The sequence below is a fragment of the Blautia sp. MB18-30 genome (assembly GCF_023669475.1).
Classification (GTDB): Bacteria; Bacillota; Clostridia; order Lachnospirales; family Lachnospiraceae; genus Blautia_A; species Blautia_A fusiformis.
This window is the reverse complement of the sequence record NZ_JAMOYY010000024.1, coordinates 16,894-36,078: the sequence shown is the minus strand read 5'-3', so window position 1 is coordinate 36,078 and position 19,185 is coordinate 16,894. Positions and strand designations below refer to the sequence as shown.

Here is a 19,185-nt window from a genome sequence, read left to right as displayed (position 1 = left end):
CTTATTAGTCTTATAATGCGTAATTTCTTGCACCAAAAATACCAGTGCCTACACGCACCATCGTAGCGCCCTCCTGCACGGCAACCATGTAATCTCCGGTCATTCCCATACTCAGAACACTCATAGTAACATTATTAATGTTTTTAGCAGCAATGTCAACACTTAATTTCTTAAGTTCACGGAAAATTTCGCGATTTTCCTCTGCATTATCAACATAGGGAGCAATTGTCATGAGCCCCTTTATCCGAATGTGTGAAAAATCTGCGATCTGTTCTATAAGCGGTAAAACTTCTTCCGGTTTCAGACCAAATTTACTTTCTTCCTGCGCTACATTTACTTCTATAAGGATCGGAACAATAACCGCTTTTTTCGCTGCTTCTTTTTCAATCGTCTCGGCCAGGCGAAGCGAATCTACAGAATGGATCATTGCAACTTTATCCACAATATATTTTACTTTATTACGCTGAAGATGTCCGATCATATGCCATTTGACATCTGAAGGCATCTGATCATATTTATCCACGATCTCCTGCACTTTGTTCTCTCCAAAGACACGTGCTCCGGCATCATAAGCCTCCTTCAGCATCTCCACCGGTTTGGTTTTGCTTACTGCGATCAGTGTGACTTCATTCGGATCTCTGTTAATTTTATTGCAGGATTCATTAATATTTTTCCGCACCTGTGCCAAATTTTCCGCTACCATGATATAAATCCTCCTTTAATTAGTAAAGTATATCCTGTTCACTTACTTTATCTGCATTTTTCACAATACGGTCATATCGGACAAGCCCATTATAGGTTTCCTTTGATACAACCGCATATTCCTCATTTTCATCCAGGATCTCGATCCGGCGGAATACCGCATATCCCTGATTGACACAGAAAACTCCCTCCAGAACTTCTGTATCTCCGATGATAAACTTCTCTCCACTATCCGGCTCAACAAGAGCATCGCCTTCTTTAAATTTATTCTTGTCTACGTAATAAATATAGCTTGTTTCCTGTGTTTCTTTGTCTGTGATCTCATCACGGCCATAGATACCGGCACTGACAAAGGTTATCGTACTGTCGCCTTTTTTATTTCTTCCGGAAAGCATAAATCCGGATTGCTGTGTTTCATCATCCGTCGTAAGATATTTGGAAGGTATTGCATAAAACTCCTTCGTTACGATAGAAGATAACGGGATCTTTAAACCTGTCACATTGTTCGTGACAAGTTCTATTTCCAGAAACCGGTCTGACGCATATCGAATCAGTCCCTTATTAAAATCAATCTTACCGTATTTAGCCCCATCGATCTCCATGATCGAAAAGTCTCCTGTCTGCGTCAGATCATCTTTCAGGAACTTGACACGGATCGATGTACGCTCCTTCAGATTAGCAGCCTGCTTCTCACTTAAAGGAATCAAAAGACTCCAGCGTTCATCTGTAATGATCGTATAAATATCATCTCCGGCCTTTATCTGTCCATCTGTTTTCAGATCCGTTTCCTGATAGGAATTCTGATCAAAATCAGCAGCTGTGACATTATCAACGGTTTTGGTTTCGTAGCCATCTGTAGAATACAGGATGATCCCGTCTGTCTGCGCACGGCGGATATTCGGATCACTGGAAACTATTGTTGTAACTGTGGCTTCCTCTCCATCTTCAGACGTCGTGCTTGCAGAAGAAGCTCCCGAACTGTCTGAAGCATACTGAAGGATGCTTCCATTGAGCTGATATTTAAAACTATAGGCACTGTTGAATTTGCTGGGATCAAATCCTTTGGAAAAGCTTTGCATATTACTGCGTATATCCGCCAGTTCCTCTCTGCTCAGAGAGGTTACATTGTCTGCAGATCTTGAACTGTTCAGGCTGTAGACAGCACCGTTGGCATTGATCTTGGTACCTTCCCTTGCGTAATATGTAACGTAACCGCCCGCATCTGCCTGCACTACGTTCTCTGTCATGATCGTCAGCCCTGTGTATGTCTCATTCATGGATAACGGACCGGAGGGAACCTGATAAGATTCCATATGAGAAGCTGTAAGATAAAGAATCACACTAAAGATCATATAGATAAAAATTGCTCCGAACATTACAGTTCCAATGTTCAGACCAAAAATTTTACGAAGCTTTGCTAAGAATCCCGGAGTTTTTCCGGAATGTACTTTATTATCCGGCAAATGAATGCCTCCTTTACATCGTTCATCTCTTAAAGTTCGTTTTATTGTAACATTTTATTTAAATGAATACAAGCTTTAAAACGTGCGAACATACTTTCCGAATATCCGTTTGCCATTTTTTCAAAAGTATGTTATACTATTCAAAATATAATTTCGTGATGCTGTCATATTATGGTCGACAGCAGATAAAATCAACCCAGGGAGGTAAGTACACATGACATATGGCAGAATCAGTAAAAAGCAGCAGGAAATACTGGATTATATGAAAAATGAGATCCTTAACAGAGGTTTTCCGCCCTCCGTCCGTGAAATCTGTGAAGCAGTAAACCTGAAATCCACATCTTCCGTTCACTCCCATCTGGAAGCTCTGGAAAAAAACGGATATATCCGCAGAGATGCCACCAAGCCCCGTGCGATCGAGATCATTGATGATAATTTCAATCTGGTCCGCCGCGAGGTTGTCAATGTTCCTCTTGTAGGCACTGTTGCTGCCGGACAGCCGATCCTGGCAGTGGAAAATATCGATGCTTACTTTCCGATCCCGGCTGAATATATGCCCAATGAACAAAGTTTCATGCTGACTGTCAAAGGCGACAGTATGATCAATGCAGGTATTTTTGATGGAGATCAGGTTCTTGTAAAGCAGCAGGCAACAGCAGAAAACGGCGACATGGTAGTTGCTCTGATCGATGATTCTGCAACAGTTAAGACTTTCTACAAAGAAAATGGTTATTATCGACTTCAGCCGGAGAACGACAATATGGAACCGATCATCATCACCGGTAATCTGCAGATCCTCGGCAAAGTATTTGGTGTATTTCGTTTCTTTTCATGAAAATATAAACAACAGATCCCACCCAATGTAATGTGATCTAAAAAGAGAGATATCTTTAAGGTAGCTGTACAGCCCCACAAAGATATCTCTCTTTTTTTCAGCAGAAAACTTCTGCTTTTTGATTTCTTCTTATTTAGTTCACATAATATTTTTACAGTAAACCAATATAACAAATTTTACTCATTCTCACCAAGAAATTCTTCCGCATCAAGAATCTTGCCGTCTCTCCAGATCCTCTCAAGATCGTAGAAAAGTCTGTTTTCCTCATCAAAGATATGGATGATCATGTCACCGTAATCCATGAGGACCCAGCTGGAGTTTCTGGTTCCCTCGATCTGTTTTGCTTCATATCCGGCACGGCCAAGCATTTCATCTGCATTGTCAACCATTGCCTGTACCTGATTCTGGTTGGAAGCACTTGCGATCACAAAATAATCTGCGATCACGGAAACCTCATGGATATCAATGATCTTGATATCCTTTGCTTTTTTATCATCCAGTGCCTTGCAGGCGATCCGGACCATCTCTTTTTCGATACTCATAGAATTTTAATCCTCCTGTCTGTTGGCTGCATCCTGCATTTTTCTGTCATGGAGTTCTTTATAATAAACATAAGCATCCCTGGTCGTACTGTCGATTTCCTTGGGATTTTCCTCCAGATATTCCAGTGTATCCTTTAAAATCTCATACATACACTCATCCAGATCTTCAAAAGCAATCTTTCGCACCTTCGCAAGATTCGGAGCTTTGTCACGCATTGGTTCAATATAGTCTGAAATATATACGATCTTCTCAAGAAGGCTCATTCCCGGTCTTCCTGTTGTATGATAAGTGATCGCTGTCAGGATCTCTTCGTCTTTAATATCATATTTACTGCTGGCCACATAAGCCCCCAGTTTGGCATGAAGAAGAAACGGATGATCCTTTTCAAAATCTGATACCGGAATATCATGCTGGCTGCACAGCTTCAGTTTCTTTTTATTAGGAATACACTTTGCACTGTCATGAAGAAGTCCTGCAGCCTGTGCATCCTCCAGATCATAATCATAAACCATGGCAAGCGCAGCACAAGTGTACATAACCCCCATTGTATGCTCAAATCTGGCCTCATCCAGATATTTGGAAAGTTTCTTTTTTATCTTGATAAAATCATATTTTCCCATCTGAATCATTTCCTTTATAGATATCGTTTTTCTCAATATAGGAAATCACAGGCTTGGGAACATAATAGCGGAGACTCTGCCCGCTTTCATGCCAGGAACGGAGCAGCTCACTGGAAACATCAATATTCATGGTATCCAGTCGAATAAAATTCCCGTTATACTTCTGTGACAGAAGTTGCATCTGCTGATCAAGTTCCTTCAATGGAGTATGATCTCTGGTTGCCACTACCAGTACTGCTTCCTGACAAATGCGTTCCGGTTCCATCCAGGTATCAAAATTAAAAAGCGAATCTGCACCGATGATAAAATAATACTCTGTGTCCGGATTCGCTTTATTCAGCTGTTCCAGAGTCCGGTAAGTATACGTATAGCCTTCCTCATGCATCTCGATCAGAGACAGCTCAAAGTGAGGATTATCCTCTATGGCAAGACGGACCATTTCCGCACGCTGTTCATCAGTCGCTCTGCCCTTACGGTTCCGTTTATGAGGTGGATTTCCGCAGGGCATGAACAAAACTTTATCAAGCTCAAGCTGTTCATAGGCTTTTTCTCCCAGGATCAAATGCCCCATATGAATGGGATCAAAAGTACCACCCATGATTCCTATTTTTTTTGTTGCTTTGCTCATTTATAACCTCCCGAGATTACGGAAGAATGATTTTTTTCTTGTCCTTTTTACCTTCTCTGTAGAGAACGATCTTTTTACCGATCACCTGTACTACCTGAGATCTTGTTCTCTCTGCAAGAACCTGTGCCATTTCACGTGGATCCTCCAGACAGTTCTGAAGAACGCTGATCTTGATCAGCTCTCTTGCTGCAAGAGCTTCCTCAACAGCAGCGGTATTTTCAGGAGTAAGACCACCCTTGCCAAGCTGAAGGATCGGATCCATTGTCATGGCAAGGCCTTTTAAATATGCTCTCTGCTTACTTGTCATTGTCATACCTCTTATTTATAATAATCAAAATCAAAGCCATACATACGAACCGTATCGCCTTCCTGGATACCGGCTTTTTCCAGTTCCTCCAGGATACCGCCCTCTTTCAGGAATTTCTGGAAGAAGGCAAATCCCTTCTCAGAATCCAGATTTGTATAGCCAAGCATTTTTTCAATCTTAGGACCTTCCACAAGGAATACTTCCGGATCTTCCTCGCTGCGCTCCACAGTAAACGGAAGATTTTCATTTACAAGAACATCTTCCGGGAAGAATTCTTGTTCAAACACTACCGGTTTCATCGGGCTCTTATCCAGAAGCTCTTTCACATGGAAAAGGAGTTCTCTGACACCCTGCCCGGTAACGGCTGAGATTGGATAAACCGAAATACCCTGTGGCTCAAATTCTGCTTTCAGTTGATCAATAGGGCTTTCTTCGCCATCATCAAAAATACAATCAATCTTGTTGGCTGCGATCACCTGCGGTCTTGCTGCAATTTCCGGATTGTAGGCCTCCAGTTCTTTATTGATCTTGTGGATATCCTCCACTGGATCACGACCTTCTACGGAAGCGGCATCTACAATGTGGATGATAACTCGTGTACGCTCAATATGACGGAGGAATTCATGTCCAAGTCCCACACCTTCTGATGCACCCTCGATCAGTCCCGGGATATCAGCGATAACAAAGCCGCCGTTATCAGTATCTACAACTCCAAGATTAGGGCTCAATGTTGTAAAATGATAGTTGGCGATCTTCGGCTGTGCATTTGTCACACGGGAAAGGAAAGTAGATTTACCAACATTCGGAAATCCTACCAGACCGACATCTGCGATCACTTTAAGCTCAAGGAGAACCTCAAGTTCCTGAGCCGGCTGTCCAGGCTGGGCATATTTCGGTACCTGCATGGTAGCTGTTGCATAGTGCTGATTGCCTTTTCCACCACGACCGCCTTTTAATACGACCTGTCTGCGATTCTCACCGGACATATCCGCGATGACCTTGCCGGATTCCGCATCCATGATCACCGTACCTTCCGGAACCTTCAGGACCACATCCTTACCGTCTGCACCATGGCAGCGTTTTTTACCGCCTTCCTGGCCATCCTCAGCTTTATATTTTCTTCTGTGTCTGTAGTCTCCGAGAGTATTCTGGCCCTCGTCGATCTCAAAAATCACATCACCGCCACGGCCACCATCGCCGCCATCCGGCCCGCCATTGGGTACATACAGCTCACGTCGGAAGCTTACATGTCCGTCGCCGCCTTTACCGGAGCGGATAATGATCCTTGCTCTATCTGCAAACATATTACACCTCTATTCCAAAAAAAGGCTCCAAACCGGATCGATTTGAAGCCTTTTACCTATTTCATTACTCTGCGTCTACAGGAACGATAGAAACCTGTTTCTTATCGCGACCTTTTCTTGTGAATCTTACGACTCCGTCTGTAAGTGCAAATAAAGTATAGTCTTTACCGCAGCCTACGTTTTCACCTGGGTGAATCTTGGTTCCGCGCTGTCTGTAAAGAATGTTTCCGGCTTTTACAAACTGTCCGTCTGCTCTTTTCGCACCTAATCTCTTAGACTCGGAATCACGACCGTTCTTTGTAGAACCAACTCCCTTTTTATGTGCGAATAACTGAAGGTTCATCTTCATCATTGTTGTTACACCTCCTTGACTTTTACTGTCAAATATCGATTGTTATAACTACCAGCAATTTCCGTCAGACCGAGAAGTAAGGAATCCATAAGGAGCATCCCCCGTTCAGAAAGATCATTTCTGAAATGAATGGAAACAAATCCATCCTTTTCCTGCACATCAAATTTATCATCTGTGAATTCCTCAAGAGAATTCACCGTGGTAATGATCAGTGCAGATACCGCAGCACAGACAATATCCTGTCCGGCTTCTGCATAACCGGCATGTCCCTTCGAAATAAATTCTTCGTAAGATCCGTTTTTCTTTCTGACTTTAATTGTAATCATGATGACACCAGATTAACCGTTAATCTTTTCGATCTTAACTTTGGTGTACTGCTGTCTATGTCCGTTTTTCTTGTGATATCCAGTTTTGCGTTTGTATTTGTAAACGATGACCTTGCGATTCTTACCGTTTTCAACTACAGAAGCGGTAACACTGGCATCTTTTACATCCTCGCCAACCTTTAATCCGTCATTGCTGACTGCGATCACGTTGTCAAATGTTACGGTTTCACCAGCTTCTACACCGAGCTTTTCAACTTTAATTACGTCACCCTCGGCAACCTTGTACTGTTTACCACCTGTTGCAATAATTGCGTACATCTGTGGCACCTCCTAATTATTTACTCGCCAAATTCGGTGGCTCCTGTTCTGAAACTGAAGCTCTTTAACCTCTTTGTGCGGCATACTCGATTATCATAACAGTGACATACTGTTATGTCAATAGTTTTTTTGATATTTTTATTATTTTTTTGTAAGCTCACGAATGTCCTCGATCACCGGACGTCTTACTTTCTTTCTGGTCATTTCCAGGATATGCAATGGTGTGATATCAATGGCCCTGCTCTTTATCGGATCCTTTCTGAGAAGCTTCTGTAAAACATGAAAGAGTTCATCTCTGTGATCCGGATTTTCCATGTTGATAAAATCGATCAGGATAATACCTGAAAGATTACGCAGCCGCAACTGCCGGCCGATCTCCGCTGCCGCTTCCAGATTGATCTTACGGAAGGTTTCTTCCATTTTCTTCTTTCCGGTATATTTTCCACTGTTTACATCAATGGACACAAATGCCTCCGTCTGCTGGATCACCAGAAATCCACCGCTGTTCAGCCATACTTTTTCTTTCTGGATCGCATCCAGTGCAGTTTCCACACGATACAGCTTATAAAGCGGAAGAAGTTTGTCCTGATAAAAACGAAGCTTTTCTTTAAGCTCCGGGCTGATCTCTTCCAGATATCCCAGGATCATTTCTCTGATTTCCGGCACATCGGTAATGATCTCATCCAGGTCACGACCATAAGCATCCCTTACAGCAGCCACATAAAATGGTTCTGTCTCCAGTACAAGACTGAAACAGGTACGGTTCCGTCCCTGAACTACGGCTTTATGGTAGCGGCCCTTCAGCCACTCCAGTTCCTTCAGGATCTCTTCTTTGGAAGCGTCTGCGGCATTGGTCCGGACAATGATACCGAATTCCTTATCCGGACGCTCTGCTTCCTCTTTCAGCCATCCGCTGAGGCGATGGCGATCTTCCAGTGCCAGCTTGGAAGACAGACCAAACTTTTTATCTCCTGTAGTGAGAACAAGATATCTTCCCGTAAAATTCAGATTGGATGTCAGTGCCGGAAGTTTTCCCTTCATGGCATCCCTGCTCACCTGTACCAGGAGCTCATCTCCAGGCCGCAATGGTCCGTTTCCTTTTCTTCCTGCGGAAAAAACAGCTCTCTGTGCCTCTGCAAGAGAATAGTAGCATCTCTTTCCAGGCTCGATCTGCACAAAAGCCGCCTGGATATTGGATGCGATATTTTCGACCTGTCCGGTGTATATATTTCCAAGAATGGATTTTTCCTGATCGGATTCCAGTCGGATCTCAACGATCCGTTCCTCCTCCGAAAGAGCCGCTACTGTACAGAGCACACCATGGATCTCCATTCTTGTTATGATCAGTTTACTCAATTTCCTCACCTAATGATTCCAGAGTCACAAAACGTGGGCTTGCATTTTCTCCTTTATCGGCATACATTTCCAGACGTTTCACTGTGAAGGCAAATTCCGGAAGTTCTTCTCCAATCCAGTGGAAAAATGTGTTTGTTACCATCTCCGGCTTCGTATAATTAGAGCTTGCAGATGCCAGCATATAAAAGAACCCATTCTCTCTTACTTCCATTTTATAGATATTCGGACGAAGATCGATCTCCTTTTCGCTGCGCTTGGTCTGCTTGGTCACTTTGATCTCCGGCTGTGCCAGAAATTCTTTCACACGGCTTTTCCAGTCAATAGAAGGCTCTTTGCCCGGACGGAATTCCACAAGATAATCTGCTGCTGCCACCAGTGCCATCGCTTTACCCGCTTTTCCATCCTCTACCTTGCGGACGCTAACGATATGCATCCCCTCTGCCATCTGTTCCTCCAGACGGGCTGCGATCTCTGCAGTAGGCATATCTTCTGCCATTTCCAGGTCAAAATAATCTCCGAGACTCTCCATCCCCACTCCAAGTGGAACCGCAAAAGACATGATCATATGCGGGCTGTATCCACCGGAAAACGCTACCGGAAGCTCTGCACGACGAAGTGCTTTCTGGAAATAACGCATGGTATCCAGATGTCCCACAAACTTCATAGGACCCTCTTTGCTGAATTTAATTCTTACCTTCAAGGCAGACACCTCCTTTAAATTTCATAGCTCCACATGCGGAACATTTCTGACGGCAGTTTTCCGTCACAACACCCTCTTTTGCACGCTGCCATTCACGCTCCAGGAATCTGCGGCTGACACCGGTATCAATGAAATCCCATGGAAGGATCTCATCCAGGCTTCTTTCACGAAGTGTGTAGAATGTCATATCCACTCCGCATTCAGCCATAGCTTCCTTCCAGATATCATAATCAAAATTTTCTGTCCAGGCATCGTAAAGGGCACCTTTTTCATAAGCCTTCAGGATCACATCCGCGCATCGTCTGTCCCCGCGTGCGAGAAATCCTTCCAGAGCTGTTACATCCGGTTCATGCCAATTATAACGGATACTTCTCTGATTCAGCTGGGCGCGGACTTCATTTTTAACCACCTTGGCTTTTTCCACAAAATCCTGCTCTGTATACATTGGTGCCCACTGAAATGGGGTAAACGGCTTCGGCACAAAGAAAGATGTGCTGACGTTGATCTGTACCTTACCTTTACGCTGTTCTTTCGGAACTACCTCATAATAGGTCTCTGCGATCTTCTGTGCCAGATGAGCAATTCCCTTCATATCGTCTTCTGTTTCTGTGGGAAGACCGAGCATAAAGTAAAGCTTCACCTGATTCCAGCCACCCTTGAATGCTTCGCCCGCACCATGGAGGATCACTTCCTCTGTCAGACCTTTGTTGATAACGTCACGAAGTCGCTGAGAACCGGCCTCCGGAGCAAAAGTCAGGCTGCTTTTCTTTACATCCTGCACTTTGCTCATAACATCCAGTGCAAACGCATCGATCCTGAGAGATGGTAAGGAAATATTAACAGCCTTTCCATGAAACTCTTCGATCAGGAAGTTCACCAGTTCTTTCAGCTGGGAATAGTCACTGGAGCTTAAGGAACTAAGGGAAATCTCTTCGTGTCCTGTATTTTTCAGCATGATACGCGCCGATTCCTTCAAAGTCTCCACATCACGTTCACGGGTCGGACGATAGATCATACCTGCCTGGCAGAAACGACAGCCTCGAATGCATCCTCTCTGGATCTCAAGAGTTACACGATCCTGTGTTGCCTTAATGTGAGGAACGACCGGTGCCTCCACAGCACGATATTCCTTTTCCATATCAATGATCAGCTGTTTCTGGACCTTCTCAGGAACACCATCCGCCGTCGGTGCAAAGGATGCGATCGTACCATCTTCTTTATAGGTAACTTCATAGAGAGACGGAACATAAATTCCAGGAATCTTAGCTGCTGCCAGAAGGAAATCTCTCCTGCTGCCGCCAACCTTTTTATTGGCCTTGTATGCATCAAAAAGTGCATCATAAACCGTTTCCCCTTCTCCGATATAAAACATATCAAAAAAAGGTGCCAGCGGCTCCGGATTATACGCACAGGCACCGCCACCGATCACAATAGGGAAATCCTCACCACGGTCTGCGCTTTTCAGCGGGATACCACTGAGATCCAGTACCTGAAGGATATTGGTGTAGCACATCTCGTACCCGATCGTAATTCCGAGAAAATCAAAATCCCGGATGGGCTCCTGGGATTCCAGTGCAAACAACGGAATCTTCTTCTCCCTCATCACCTTATCCAGATCCGGCCATGGAGAAAAGAGACGCTCACACCATACATCCTCACGTTGGTTGAACATGTTATAGAGGATCATCATGCCCAGGTTTGACATGCCGATCTCGTAGACATCCGGGAAGCACATTGCAAAACGGATATCTACCGCATTTTTATCTTTCATTACGGAGTTGACTTCACCGCCGATATAGCGGGCAGCTTTGTCAACTTTGAGCAAAATTTCATCACTTAATGCTAATTTTCTCATTCTATTCCTTTCTAAAATTAGTAATATTTCACAAAGAATTTAAAGCTATAAAATTCAGTGAAACATCAAAAATGTTTATATTTGTAAGCCAATTCTTGTGTAAAAAGTTGCTATAAAATGGTGCCCAAAACCCCGTTTGGTCAAAAATGGACATTTTTCAACTTGCCAACAACGGTTATCATTACCCTCAAACAGTTAATATCCTGCGGATTTTCGCGAACTTATCGTAAAGAAAAATGGCATTTTGTATATTAAAATACAATGCAATGCCAAATATCACTAATAGCACAAAATTGACATACCTTCTCCCTATTATAATCATCTATGGTTAGGATTTCAAGAAAATTGTGTTCTTAACTGTATATAGCGATTGCATCCTTGTGCAGGGAGAATAATCCGGATCCGGACTCCAGTAAGGTTTCCTGGCATTTCATCAGTATTTAAGAAGAAATTCCACCATCTGCGTATTTGCACATTTACTTTCCTCCATTTCAGGAAAAGTTGTACTAAAAGCATGCGGAAGTTTTTTGTCCACCTCATAATCTTCAAGATGACAGATCACACCGGCTTTTTTTATCGCTTTTGCATACTGTCTGCTGTAATTTCGAAGAGTATCTCCATAAGCTGTGACCAGAAATGACGGTGGCAGGTTTCGGATAATTTCTTTGTTTTCCGGATTTATATATGGATAAAACGAACTCTTTTTCCAGTGTTTCCCGTAAATATAGGAGGGAAGAACCTTCATAATTTTTCGGGGACGGTAAATATCCATGAAATGACAGGGCTTTCCATCTCCCATATAGTCAATGTCACAAATGAGTTCCACATCTTCCGGAAACGGATATTCCGCTTCATGTTTTTTCAGAAAATTATCAAGAAGTTTTTCTTTTTTTGCGGTTTGCTGTGCAATCATTTTATTAAACATGATTTCCCCTCCAGCTATGAAACAATCTACTATTAATACAAATGAATTTTCTTCTCTACAAGTCTGTCACCTTCATACTGCAATTTTACAGAAAAAAAGCGTTTTTCTCCTGAAAGGAGCAGATCAAGAAATACCTGATCCCCCTCCCATGCCGGAAGATTCGGCACCATGGCTTTGTCAACCCAGCAAAGTTCTCCCTCATCACATTCAATCAGTTCTCCTGTATATTCATCGGCCGTGAACACACACATAAGTTCTGATTCGCATTCACTGTTTATAAATGTCACCAGGCCACGGAACTTATAGGAGGTAAGTGTCAGCCCTGTTTCCTCTTTCACCTCACGAACAAGGCATTCTTCCGGAGTTTCCTGACTTTCCACATGCCCGCCAACGCCGATCCATTTGCCCTCATTCATATCATCCTGTTTTTTTACTCTGTGAAGCATCAGGAATTTATCATCGTTTTCTATATAACATAATGTCGTTGTCGTCATTTGATCCCTTCTTTCAGTTCCATCATCCTGCCACTGCCAGTGTGATATAAACCAGGATTGAGACCACACAATACAGAGAATTTGTTGTGGATGCATAAGCACTGCTCTCTTTCTTTCTCAGAAAAGTCTGCATACTGAATGTAGCAGGCGAGGACATATATGTAATAACCGCCAGGTTCAGAAGCCTGGAACCTCCTACCAAATATTTTACTGCCATGAGAACTCCCGCAATCATCACTGCCTGCAAAAGGACTCTCAGCAATATGGTTTTGAGGCAGGGGCTGATAAGTTCCGGCGCAAGTTCCATACTGTACCCAACTACAATAAGAATAATCGGCGTAATGGCCGTTGTCAGAATATTCTCCACACTGAGATAACAATTGCCAAAAGGACTGTCCAGAAGCCGGGTGATCATTCGTGTCAGTCCCACAATAATTCCAAGAACCGTTCCTATAAAAGCAGGGGTTCGCAATGCACTGTAAAACAGGCTTTTTGCATTGATCTTTTCCCCGTTTTCCGTCTGTCCCAGCATTCCCATATACACACTGAATCCAAAAAGAAGTCCCGCAATATCCAGCACTGCAATCTGTGAAAGATTTTCGCTGCCACAAAGACTTGTATACAACGGGTAAGCCATCATTCCACCTTCATAGATACAGATCAGAAACGGAAGATATTTCTTATATGGCTCGTCCATAAATCTTTTCATCCAGAATCCTGCCCCAAATGAAATCAAGAGCATCACAAACATGATCAGAACCAGAATTCCGATCTTTCCACTGTACTCTGCTGTTGCCAGTGCATGAAAAATTGCCACAGGAAGCATAATATTTGTTACCAGTGTTTTCATGTTATTGACACCACTCTGATCTAAAAGTTTCCATTTTCTGCACAGGATTCCAAGAATGATCATCGCCAGTACAGGCAAAACAATCTCCAAAACTTCCATCTCTCTGTCTTCCTCTCCATTGTCTTTAATCTTTTGTTTTTATCTGTTTCTGTGCATCTGCAAAATCTCCATCATCACTTCATATACCGCCATATTCTCTCTCACCACCAGAGCCAGGCTCTCTTTCGCCTGATTCAAAAGATGAAAAAGTTTTCGTACACTGGAATATTTTTCCGCGGAGCACCTGGATCTTAAATATCCTTTTTCGTCGTAATAATACTGTTCATCCAGCAATACAACGATCTTCTCCGCATCTCTCACTGCCTGGATACCAAGCTGTCCAGAACCCTCTGGTATCCGCTGCTGATATCCCTGTCCCGCAAAATCATTCAGAAAATTTTCCACCTCGCGGTCATTATTGGCATACACCACTGCAATATGCGGATACCATCTGGGGCTTCTTTTTTCCGGCAGGTGCATCATGTTCTGGATAAAAGAGGAAAGTTCCGCATTGGTACGGATCCGGTTTGTCAGATGGAATTTCTGGATCTCCGGCAGATTTCCCAGGCTTTCCACAATGCTACGATCCATCTCTTCCGGTGAGATCACATCCTCGGAATCACTGGAAAAGATCACCGGCCTGTGCTCACTCCATGTAAGCAGAACCGATAATTTTTCCAGGGACAGAAGATGTGCTTCATCTACCAGAATGCTGCTGTAACAGCCAAGATCCGTCGTTCCGTCCAGCTGAGTATCTGCCAGAAAATCTATCCGCCGCAGACGTTCATGAAGAATCTTCCATTCTTTTCCCGCCTCTCCACAGTGAATGATACAGACTCTCTGGCGCACGGACAACTTCATCGCAATATCATAAAGCAACAATGTTTTTCCGGTTCCTGGAAGTCCGCTGAACCAGAAATATCCTCCTCTTTCTCCACGTATTCTCTTCAGAATCTGCCGTTCAATATCTCTCTGCTGGGAAGTAAGGAAATACTCTTTTTTGAGAAAACGCTCCGGTTCTGTCAGCGGAGAGATCAGATAAAGCTCTGCCTGAAACAGATCCGCGATATCTCCCTCATAGTCCGGGCTTTCTTTCCCCAATGCAATACATAGCTGTTTCCAGTCCCCCTCCACAATGTGATCATGATTGGTCAGTCTCACCAGATGATCTTCACTGCTGATATAGGTATACGACAGGATCGGTTTTCCAAAAACAGACAGATAATACCGGTTCTGGATCAGCTGTCTCCGGATAGCCTCGTCCGACACAATGCCGCTTTTCAGTTCAATATTCACGATCTGGTCATCTTTGATCTGAAGAAGATCGAACTCCTTTCCAAGCTTCGGGATCTGAAACGAATAGAAAAAGCGCAGCTTATACACTTCCTCCATATGCAGTTCCAGTTGCTTCACCAGTGCTTTCATACTTTCCAGTTCCCACTCTTTGATCCTGAGAAAAAAATCTCTGCCGGAAAGCTGGCGTTCCAGCTTCTGGACACATTCCATATTCTGATTTCTTGTAAGTGCATAGATCGATATTGCCTTCATATTCCAACCCTTACCTGCTGTTTATTTCTTTATCCGCAGTGTCCTGAGATGATCCTTCTGCTCTTGTGTGATCCGGTAGCTTTCAATGGATTTCTGGATCGTCTTGTTATGAGTCCAGATATCCATTCTCTGCTCTTCCAGGAATGGAAGGATCTTCTCATACTGTTTTGCCAGCGCTGTAGCAAAATACCAGGCTCGCATCATATTTACATAATATTCTTCCGAGCGGATCGCTGCCACTTTCTCCGGATATTCCGGTTTAAATCCTTCGTCCAGATAATGGCGCATCAGCATACTGATCCCGAACCGGATGATATACGGCTGATCCGACTCCATCCAGCGATAAATCTCCCGGATAAATATATCACGATGTTTTTTCATCATATGGAGCGCCAGCAGATCACAGGTCGCCCAGTTATCAATATACGGAAGAAAACGCTCCAGTTCTTTCAGACATTTATCATAATCTCTGATCTGCTCGATCAGCAGGCCATGGAGATTATTTTCCTCATAATACTGATGAGGAAGAACCTTCAGGAACATTTCGGATCTTTCTGTTTTTCCAAATTCTTTTGCAAATTTCCGGAGTATCGGTGTCCGGATACCGATGATCTTTTCTTTCTCCACAGTCGGAACCAGCCTTGCATGAAAATCCCGATATCCTGTATCCTGCATTTCAAACAGTCTTTTCCGAACATCCCGGATCATCTCTTCCTGATTCATTTATCATCCCCGCCTTTTATACCAAAGATCGCGATCAGAGAACTCACAAGCAGAAGCATGGGGTAAAACAGTTTCGGCATGATCTGAAAAGCAGAAAGCTCAAATCCCAGTTCCTTTGCCGCAGAAATGGCAACCAGCATCTGGGCTCCATATGGGATCACCCCCTGGAAAATACAGGAAAATGTATCCAGGATAGAAGCTGTCTTTCTGGAAGTGATCTTATATTCCAGCGCCATTTCCTTTGCAATAGGGTTGGCCATAACAATGGCCACCGTATTATTGGCTGTTGCGATATCCATAGTTCCAACCAGAAGTCCCATACCAAGAAGTCCGCCTTTTTTCCCTTTAAAAACTCTCTGTATTCCGGAAAGCAGTGCTTCAAAGCCTCCATGCTCCCGGATCAGCGCACACATGGCTGCTACAAGGATAGCCACCATACATGTCTCAAACATCCCGGAAACACCGGAGCCAATATTTGTCAGAAGCTCCACCGGCGTGATATGTCCTCCAAGAAGCATAATAAATGCTCCGGAGACAATTCCGATCAGAAGTACCACAAATACATTGATGCCGATGATCCCGCCGATCAGCACCAGAACATATGGAAAGATCTGTATAAGATGATAATCCTGTACCACTCTTCCCTGGATCTCTGTCTGAAAAGACAGGATAAGGATCAGGATCAGTGTAACAACAGCTGCCGGAAATGCAATCCAGAAGTTTTCCCGGAATTTATCTTTCATCTGACAGCCCTGACCGTTGCAGGCTGCGATCGTGGTATCAGAAATAAAAGAAAGGTTGTCACCAAACATGGCTCCTCCCATCACCGATGCCACACAAAATGCCATATCAAAACCGGAAGCTTTGGAAACCGCTACCGCAATAGGGGTAAGAAGCGTGATCGTCCCAACGGAAGTTCCCATAGCCACAGATACGAAGCAGGCAACTACAAACAATACCGCAACAGAAAAACGTGCCGGTATCAGAGAAAGCATACAGTAGGCCACACTTTCTGCACTGCTGCGCCCTACAACACCCACAAAAGAGCCTGCGGTCAGAAAGATCAGAAGCATGGTGATGATATTTTTATCTCCTACTCCTTTTGCCATAAGCTCCAGCTTTCTGTCAAAGCTGATCGTTCTGTTCTGAACACATGCCACCAGGATCGCAGACAGAAAAGCCACAACGATCGGTACATTATAAAATCCCATAGGGATCTTCATCACATACTCAAACAAAATCCCCAGTCCCAGATACAGGACCAGAAAAACACCGATAGGCAGCAGTGCAATCACATTTCCTTTTTTCTTCATTTCCTCCATAAAACAATTCCCTTCATCACTTATTATTTTCCCGGCTTTTTTCTCCGGGTGATCTGTTTTCTATCATATCATATTTCCCCATTCCTGTCCTGCTGCTGACGGAAACTTCTTCATATTTCCGTCACGATCCTGTTATCTCTGATATTTTTTACCTTATTTAACAAGATTTTCACCAATTAAATCGTTCCTTCCGTTGAAATCCAGAGCTTTTTTCAGTATAATTGGCTGTAGACAATTGTGAAAAAGATATCCGAAGGATTTATGTTGATATCTCTGATCACAGTCATTAAAGGAGGAATATGATTATGGCAACATGGAAAAATCTGGACACTCTTGCTTCTTACAGCAAACTTAATAGTCTGAAAGATCACGTGAACATTGCAGAAGCAATGTCCGGCGAGCAGGGTGCAGAACGTGTAAAGAAGTACAGCGTACCGATGGCAGCAGGTCTGGCTTACAATTACGCAGCCAAGGAAGTGGACGAGACCGTTCTTGACGCACTTTCCAAACTGGCTGATGAGGCAGAACTGATCGAAAAATTCCAGGAATTATATAACGGCGCAGTGATCAACACAGGCGAGAAACGTATGGTCCTTCATCATCTTGCACGTACACAGCTTGGCGAGCCTGTTGTTGTTGACGGTGTGGACAAGCGAGAATTCTATGTAGCTCAGCAGAAGAAAGCTGCAGATTTTGCAAACAAAGTACATGCAGGCGAGATCACAAATGAAGCCGGTGAGAAATTCACTACGGTTGTACAGATCGGTATCGGCGGAAGTGACCTGGGACCGCGTGCATTATATATCGCACTTGAGAACTGGGCAAAGGCAAACAACACCTTCAAGATGGAAGCAAAATTCATCAGCAACGTTGACCCGGATGATGCAGCTGCTGTTCTTGCATCTGTAGATCTTGCTCACTCTCTTTTCATCGTTGTATCCAAATCCGGTACAACACTTGAAACTCTGACAAATGAGGCATTCGTAAAAGACGCCCTTACAAAAGCGGGCCTGAACCCGTCCAGACATATGCTTGCTGTAACCAGTGAGACCTCTCCTCTTGCAAAGAGTGATGAGTACCTTACCGCTATTTTCATGGATGACTATATCGGCGGACGTTACTCTTCCGTTTCCGGCGTAGGCGGAGCGATCCTTTCCCTTGCATTCGGACCGGAAGTATTCGCAGACATCCTTGACGGAGCTGCCGAGGAGGATAAGCTTGCAACAAATAAGAACATTCTTGAGAACCCGGATATGCTGGATGCCCTGATCGGCGTTTATGAGAGAAATGTACAGGGATATCCTTCTACTGCAGTTTTACCATACTCACAGGCATTAAGCCGCTTCCCTGCTCATCTTCAGCAGTGTGATATGGAGTCTAACGGTAAATCTGTAAACCGCTTTGGTGAGCCAGTGGATTATGTGACCGGACCGGTGATCTTTGGTGAGCCAGGAACCAACGGACAGCACTCCTTCTACCAGCTTCTGCATCAGGGAACCAATATTGTTCCGCTTCAGTTCATCGGCTTTAAGAAGAGCCAGCTTGGTGTTGATGTTGATATCGAGAACAGCACAAGCCAGCAGAAGCTCTGTGCAAACGTTGCAGCACAGATCGTTGCTTTTGCATGTGGAAAAGAAGATGAGAACCTGAACAAAAACTTCAAGGGCGGACGTCCTTCCAGTATCATTGTTGGTGAGGAACTTACACCGAAGTCTCTGGGTGCGCTTCTTGCACACTTTGAGAACAAGATCATGTTCCAGGGCTTTGTATGGAACCTGAACAGCTTTGACCAGGAGGGTGTACAGCTTGGTAAGGTTCTTGCAAAACGTGTTCTCGCTCATGATACAGACGGAGCACTGAAAGTTTACAGTGATCTTCTTGATATCTGATAAACAGATAGGTACCGTCCCGGAAAATGTTTTTTCGGGACGGTTTTTCTGTATATGTGACCTTAACCGGGAAAGGAAATCTTAAA

21 protein-coding genes are annotated in these 19,185 nt (G+C 43.8%); 2 read left to right on the top strand and 19 right to left on the bottom strand.

Annotated features, from left to right (window positions below; all coding sequences use genetic code 11):
- Positions 1 to 10: 10 nt before the first annotated feature.
- The gene (locus NCY57_RS11565; protein ID WP_173745777.1) at positions 11 to 703 is read right to left on the bottom strand and encodes a YggS family pyridoxal phosphate-dependent enzyme; all 693 of its coding nucleotides are present in this window, start codon (positions 701 to 703) and stop codon (positions 11 to 13) included.
- Between the two features lie 19 nt (positions 704 to 722).
- The gene (locus NCY57_RS11560; RefSeq protein ID WP_244092768.1) at positions 723 to 2,165 is read right to left on the bottom strand and encodes an HlyD family efflux transporter periplasmic adaptor subunit; all 1,443 of its coding nucleotides are present in this window, start codon (positions 2,163 to 2,165) and stop codon (positions 723 to 725) included.
- Positions 2,166 to 2,379: 214 nt separating this feature from the next.
- Between NCY57_RS11560 and lexA the strand changes: the two genes are divergently transcribed.
- Positions 2,380 to 3,000, top strand: coding sequence for a transcriptional repressor LexA (lexA, locus tag NCY57_RS11555; RefSeq protein ID WP_015525162.1), 621 nt, complete (start codon positions 2,380 to 2,382; stop codon positions 2,998 to 3,000).
- Between the two features lie 176 nt (positions 3,001 to 3,176).
- Here the strand turns inward: lexA and rsfS are convergent, their stop codons facing one another.
- The 17 genes from rsfS to NCY57_RS11470 form a co-directional block, all read right to left on the bottom strand.
- Positions 3,177 to 3,542, bottom strand: a complete 366-nt coding sequence (gene rsfS, locus NCY57_RS11550) for a ribosome silencing factor (RefSeq protein WP_015525163.1) — start codon at positions 3,540 to 3,542, stop codon at positions 3,177 to 3,179.
- Between the two features lie 6 nt (positions 3,543 to 3,548).
- Positions 3,549 to 4,163 (bottom strand): bis(5'-nucleosyl)-tetraphosphatase (symmetrical) YqeK, encoded by a 615-nt coding sequence (gene yqeK / locus NCY57_RS11545; protein WP_015525164.1) that lies wholly within the window; start codon positions 4,161 to 4,163, stop codon positions 3,549 to 3,551.
- On the bottom strand, positions 4,150 to 4,791 hold the full coding sequence (nadD, locus tag NCY57_RS11540) for a nicotinate-nucleotide adenylyltransferase (RefSeq protein WP_021652068.1): 642 nt from the start codon (positions 4,789 to 4,791) through the stop codon (positions 4,150 to 4,152). Before nadD ends, yqeK begins: the two co-directional genes overlap by 14 nt.
- 16 nt (positions 4,792 to 4,807) lie before the next feature.
- The gene (gene yhbY / locus NCY57_RS11535) at positions 4,808 to 5,098 is read right to left on the bottom strand and encodes a ribosome assembly RNA-binding protein YhbY (RefSeq protein ID WP_021978046.1); all 291 of its coding nucleotides are present in this window, start codon (positions 5,096 to 5,098) and stop codon (positions 4,808 to 4,810) included.
- 11 nt (positions 5,099 to 5,109) lie between these two features.
- On the bottom strand, positions 5,110 to 6,402 hold the full coding sequence (gene obgE, locus NCY57_RS11530) for a GTPase ObgE (protein ID WP_021652070.1): 1,293 nt from the start codon (positions 6,400 to 6,402) through the stop codon (positions 5,110 to 5,112).
- 64 nt (positions 6,403 to 6,466) lie between these two features.
- On the bottom strand, positions 6,467 to 6,754 hold the full coding sequence (gene rpmA, locus NCY57_RS11525; RefSeq protein WP_015525168.1) for a 50S ribosomal protein L27: 288 nt from the start codon (positions 6,752 to 6,754) through the stop codon (positions 6,467 to 6,469).
- Positions 6,755 to 6,759: 5 nt separating this feature from the next.
- A complete protein-coding gene (locus NCY57_RS11520; RefSeq protein ID WP_173745775.1) occupies positions 6,760 to 7,080 on the bottom strand; it encodes a ribosomal-processing cysteine protease Prp in 321 nt (106 codons plus the stop codon).
- Positions 7,081 to 7,092: 12 nt separating this feature from the next.
- Positions 7,093 to 7,398, bottom strand: coding sequence for a 50S ribosomal protein L21 (gene rplU / locus NCY57_RS11515; RefSeq protein WP_015525170.1), 306 nt, complete (start codon positions 7,396 to 7,398; stop codon positions 7,093 to 7,095).
- Positions 7,399 to 7,539: 141 nt separating this feature from the next.
- A complete protein-coding gene (locus NCY57_RS11510) occupies positions 7,540 to 8,763 on the bottom strand; it encodes a ribonuclease E/G (protein ID WP_334303672.1) in 1,224 nt (407 codons plus the stop codon).
- Entirely contained in the window at positions 8,747 to 9,463 is a 717-nt protein-coding gene (locus NCY57_RS11505) for a TIGR03936 family radical SAM-associated protein (RefSeq protein WP_334292737.1), read from the bottom strand. Before NCY57_RS11505 ends, NCY57_RS11510 begins: the two co-directional genes overlap by 17 nt.
- Positions 9,438 to 11,309, bottom strand: coding sequence for a TIGR03960 family B12-binding radical SAM protein (locus tag NCY57_RS11500; RefSeq protein ID WP_250789689.1), 1,872 nt, complete (start codon positions 11,307 to 11,309; stop codon positions 9,438 to 9,440). The genes NCY57_RS11505 and NCY57_RS11500 overlap by 26 nt, the downstream gene beginning before the upstream one ends.
- 433 nt (positions 11,310 to 11,742) lie before the next feature.
- Complete coding sequence (locus NCY57_RS11495; protein ID WP_250789688.1) at positions 11,743 to 12,234, bottom strand: alpha/beta hydrolase fold domain-containing protein; 492 nt, start codon at positions 12,232 to 12,234, stop codon at positions 11,743 to 11,745.
- A gap of 32 nt (positions 12,235 to 12,266) precedes the next feature.
- A complete protein-coding gene (locus NCY57_RS11490; RefSeq protein WP_022427260.1) occupies positions 12,267 to 12,728 on the bottom strand; it encodes an NUDIX hydrolase in 462 nt (153 codons plus the stop codon).
- Positions 12,729 to 12,750: 22 nt separating this feature from the next.
- Positions 12,751 to 13,677: an AEC family transporter gene (locus tag NCY57_RS11485; protein WP_022427259.1), complete on the bottom strand. Its 927-nt coding sequence runs from the start codon at positions 13,675 to 13,677 to the stop codon at positions 12,751 to 12,753.
- A gap of 39 nt (positions 13,678 to 13,716) precedes the next feature.
- Positions 13,717 to 15,165 (bottom strand): ATP-binding protein, encoded by a 1,449-nt coding sequence (locus NCY57_RS11480; RefSeq protein ID WP_129974507.1) that lies wholly within the window; start codon positions 15,163 to 15,165, stop codon positions 13,717 to 13,719.
- Between the two features lie 21 nt (positions 15,166 to 15,186).
- Positions 15,187 to 15,888 carry a DNA alkylation repair protein gene (locus NCY57_RS11475; RefSeq protein ID WP_250789687.1) on the bottom strand — a complete coding sequence of 234 codons (702 nt, stop codon included), beginning with the start codon at positions 15,886 to 15,888 and terminating at the stop codon, positions 15,187 to 15,189.
- The gene (locus NCY57_RS11470; protein ID WP_330638993.1) at positions 15,885 to 17,201 is read right to left on the bottom strand and encodes a Na+/H+ antiporter NhaC family protein; all 1,317 of its coding nucleotides are present in this window, start codon (positions 17,199 to 17,201) and stop codon (positions 15,885 to 15,887) included. The genes NCY57_RS11475 and NCY57_RS11470 overlap by 4 nt, the downstream gene beginning before the upstream one ends.
- 314 nt (positions 17,202 to 17,515) lie before the next feature.
- Here NCY57_RS11470 and NCY57_RS11465 point away from each other — a divergent pair, with 314 nt between their 5' ends.
- Positions 17,516 to 19,099, top strand: a complete 1,584-nt coding sequence (locus NCY57_RS11465) for a glucose-6-phosphate isomerase (RefSeq protein ID WP_044962188.1) — start codon at positions 17,516 to 17,518, stop codon at positions 19,097 to 19,099.
- The last annotated feature ends 86 nt before the right edge of the window (positions 19,100 to 19,185 follow it).

Coding starts and splice junctions, on each gene's coding strand:
- obgE (WP_021652070.1), bottom strand. CDS start 6,402: ATGTTTGCAGATAGAGCAAGGATCATTATCCGCTCCGGTAAAGGCGGC.
- NCY57_RS11480 (WP_129974507.1), bottom strand. CDS start 15,165: ATGAAGGCAATATCGATCTATGCACTTACAAGAAATCAGAATATGGAA.
- yhbY (WP_021978046.1), bottom strand. CDS start 5,098: ATGACAAGTAAGCAGAGAGCATATTTAAAAGGCCTTGCCATGACAATG.
- NCY57_RS11475 (WP_250789687.1), bottom strand. CDS start 15,888: ATGAATCAGGAAGAGATGATCCGGGATGTTCGGAAAAGACTGTTTGAA.
- rpmA (WP_015525168.1), bottom strand. CDS start 6,754: ATGATGAAGATGAACCTTCAGTTATTCGCACATAAAAAGGGAGTTGGT.
- yqeK (WP_015525164.1), bottom strand. CDS start 4,163: ATGGGAAAATATGATTTTATCAAGATAAAAAAGAAACTTTCCAAATAT.
- nadD (WP_021652068.1), bottom strand. CDS start 4,791: ATGAGCAAAGCAACAAAAAAAATAGGAATCATGGGTGGTACTTTTGAT.
- NCY57_RS11495 (WP_250789688.1), bottom strand. CDS start 12,234: ATGTTTAATAAAATGATTGCACAGCAAACCGCAAAAAAAGAAAAACTT.
- rsfS (WP_015525163.1), bottom strand. CDS start 3,542: ATGAGTATCGAAAAAGAGATGGTCCGGATCGCCTGCAAGGCACTGGAT.
- NCY57_RS11520 (WP_173745775.1), bottom strand. CDS start 7,080: ATGATTACAATTAAAGTCAGAAAGAAAAACGGATCTTACGAAGAATTT.
- lexA (WP_015525162.1), top strand. CDS start 2,380: ATGACATATGGCAGAATCAGTAAAAAGCAGCAGGAAATACTGGATTAT.
- rplU (WP_015525170.1), bottom strand. CDS start 7,398: ATGTACGCAATTATTGCAACAGGTGGTAAACAGTACAAGGTTGCCGAG.
- NCY57_RS11485 (WP_022427259.1), bottom strand. CDS start 13,677: ATGGAAGTTTTGGAGATTGTTTTGCCTGTACTGGCGATGATCATTCTT.
- NCY57_RS11500 (WP_250789689.1), bottom strand. CDS start 11,309: ATGAGAAAATTAGCATTAAGTGATGAAATTTTGCTCAAAGTTGACAAA.
- NCY57_RS11490 (WP_022427260.1), bottom strand. CDS start 12,728: ATGACGACAACGACATTATGTTATATAGAAAACGATGATAAATTCCTG.
- NCY57_RS11470 (WP_330638993.1), bottom strand. CDS start 17,201: ATGAAGAAAAAAGGAAATGTGATTGCACTGCTGCCTATCGGTGTTTTT.
- NCY57_RS11465 (WP_044962188.1), top strand. CDS start 17,516: ATGGCAACATGGAAAAATCTGGACACTCTTGCTTCTTACAGCAAACTT.
- NCY57_RS11565 (WP_173745777.1), bottom strand. CDS start 703: ATGGTAGCGGAAAATTTGGCACAGGTGCGGAAAAATATTAATGAATCC.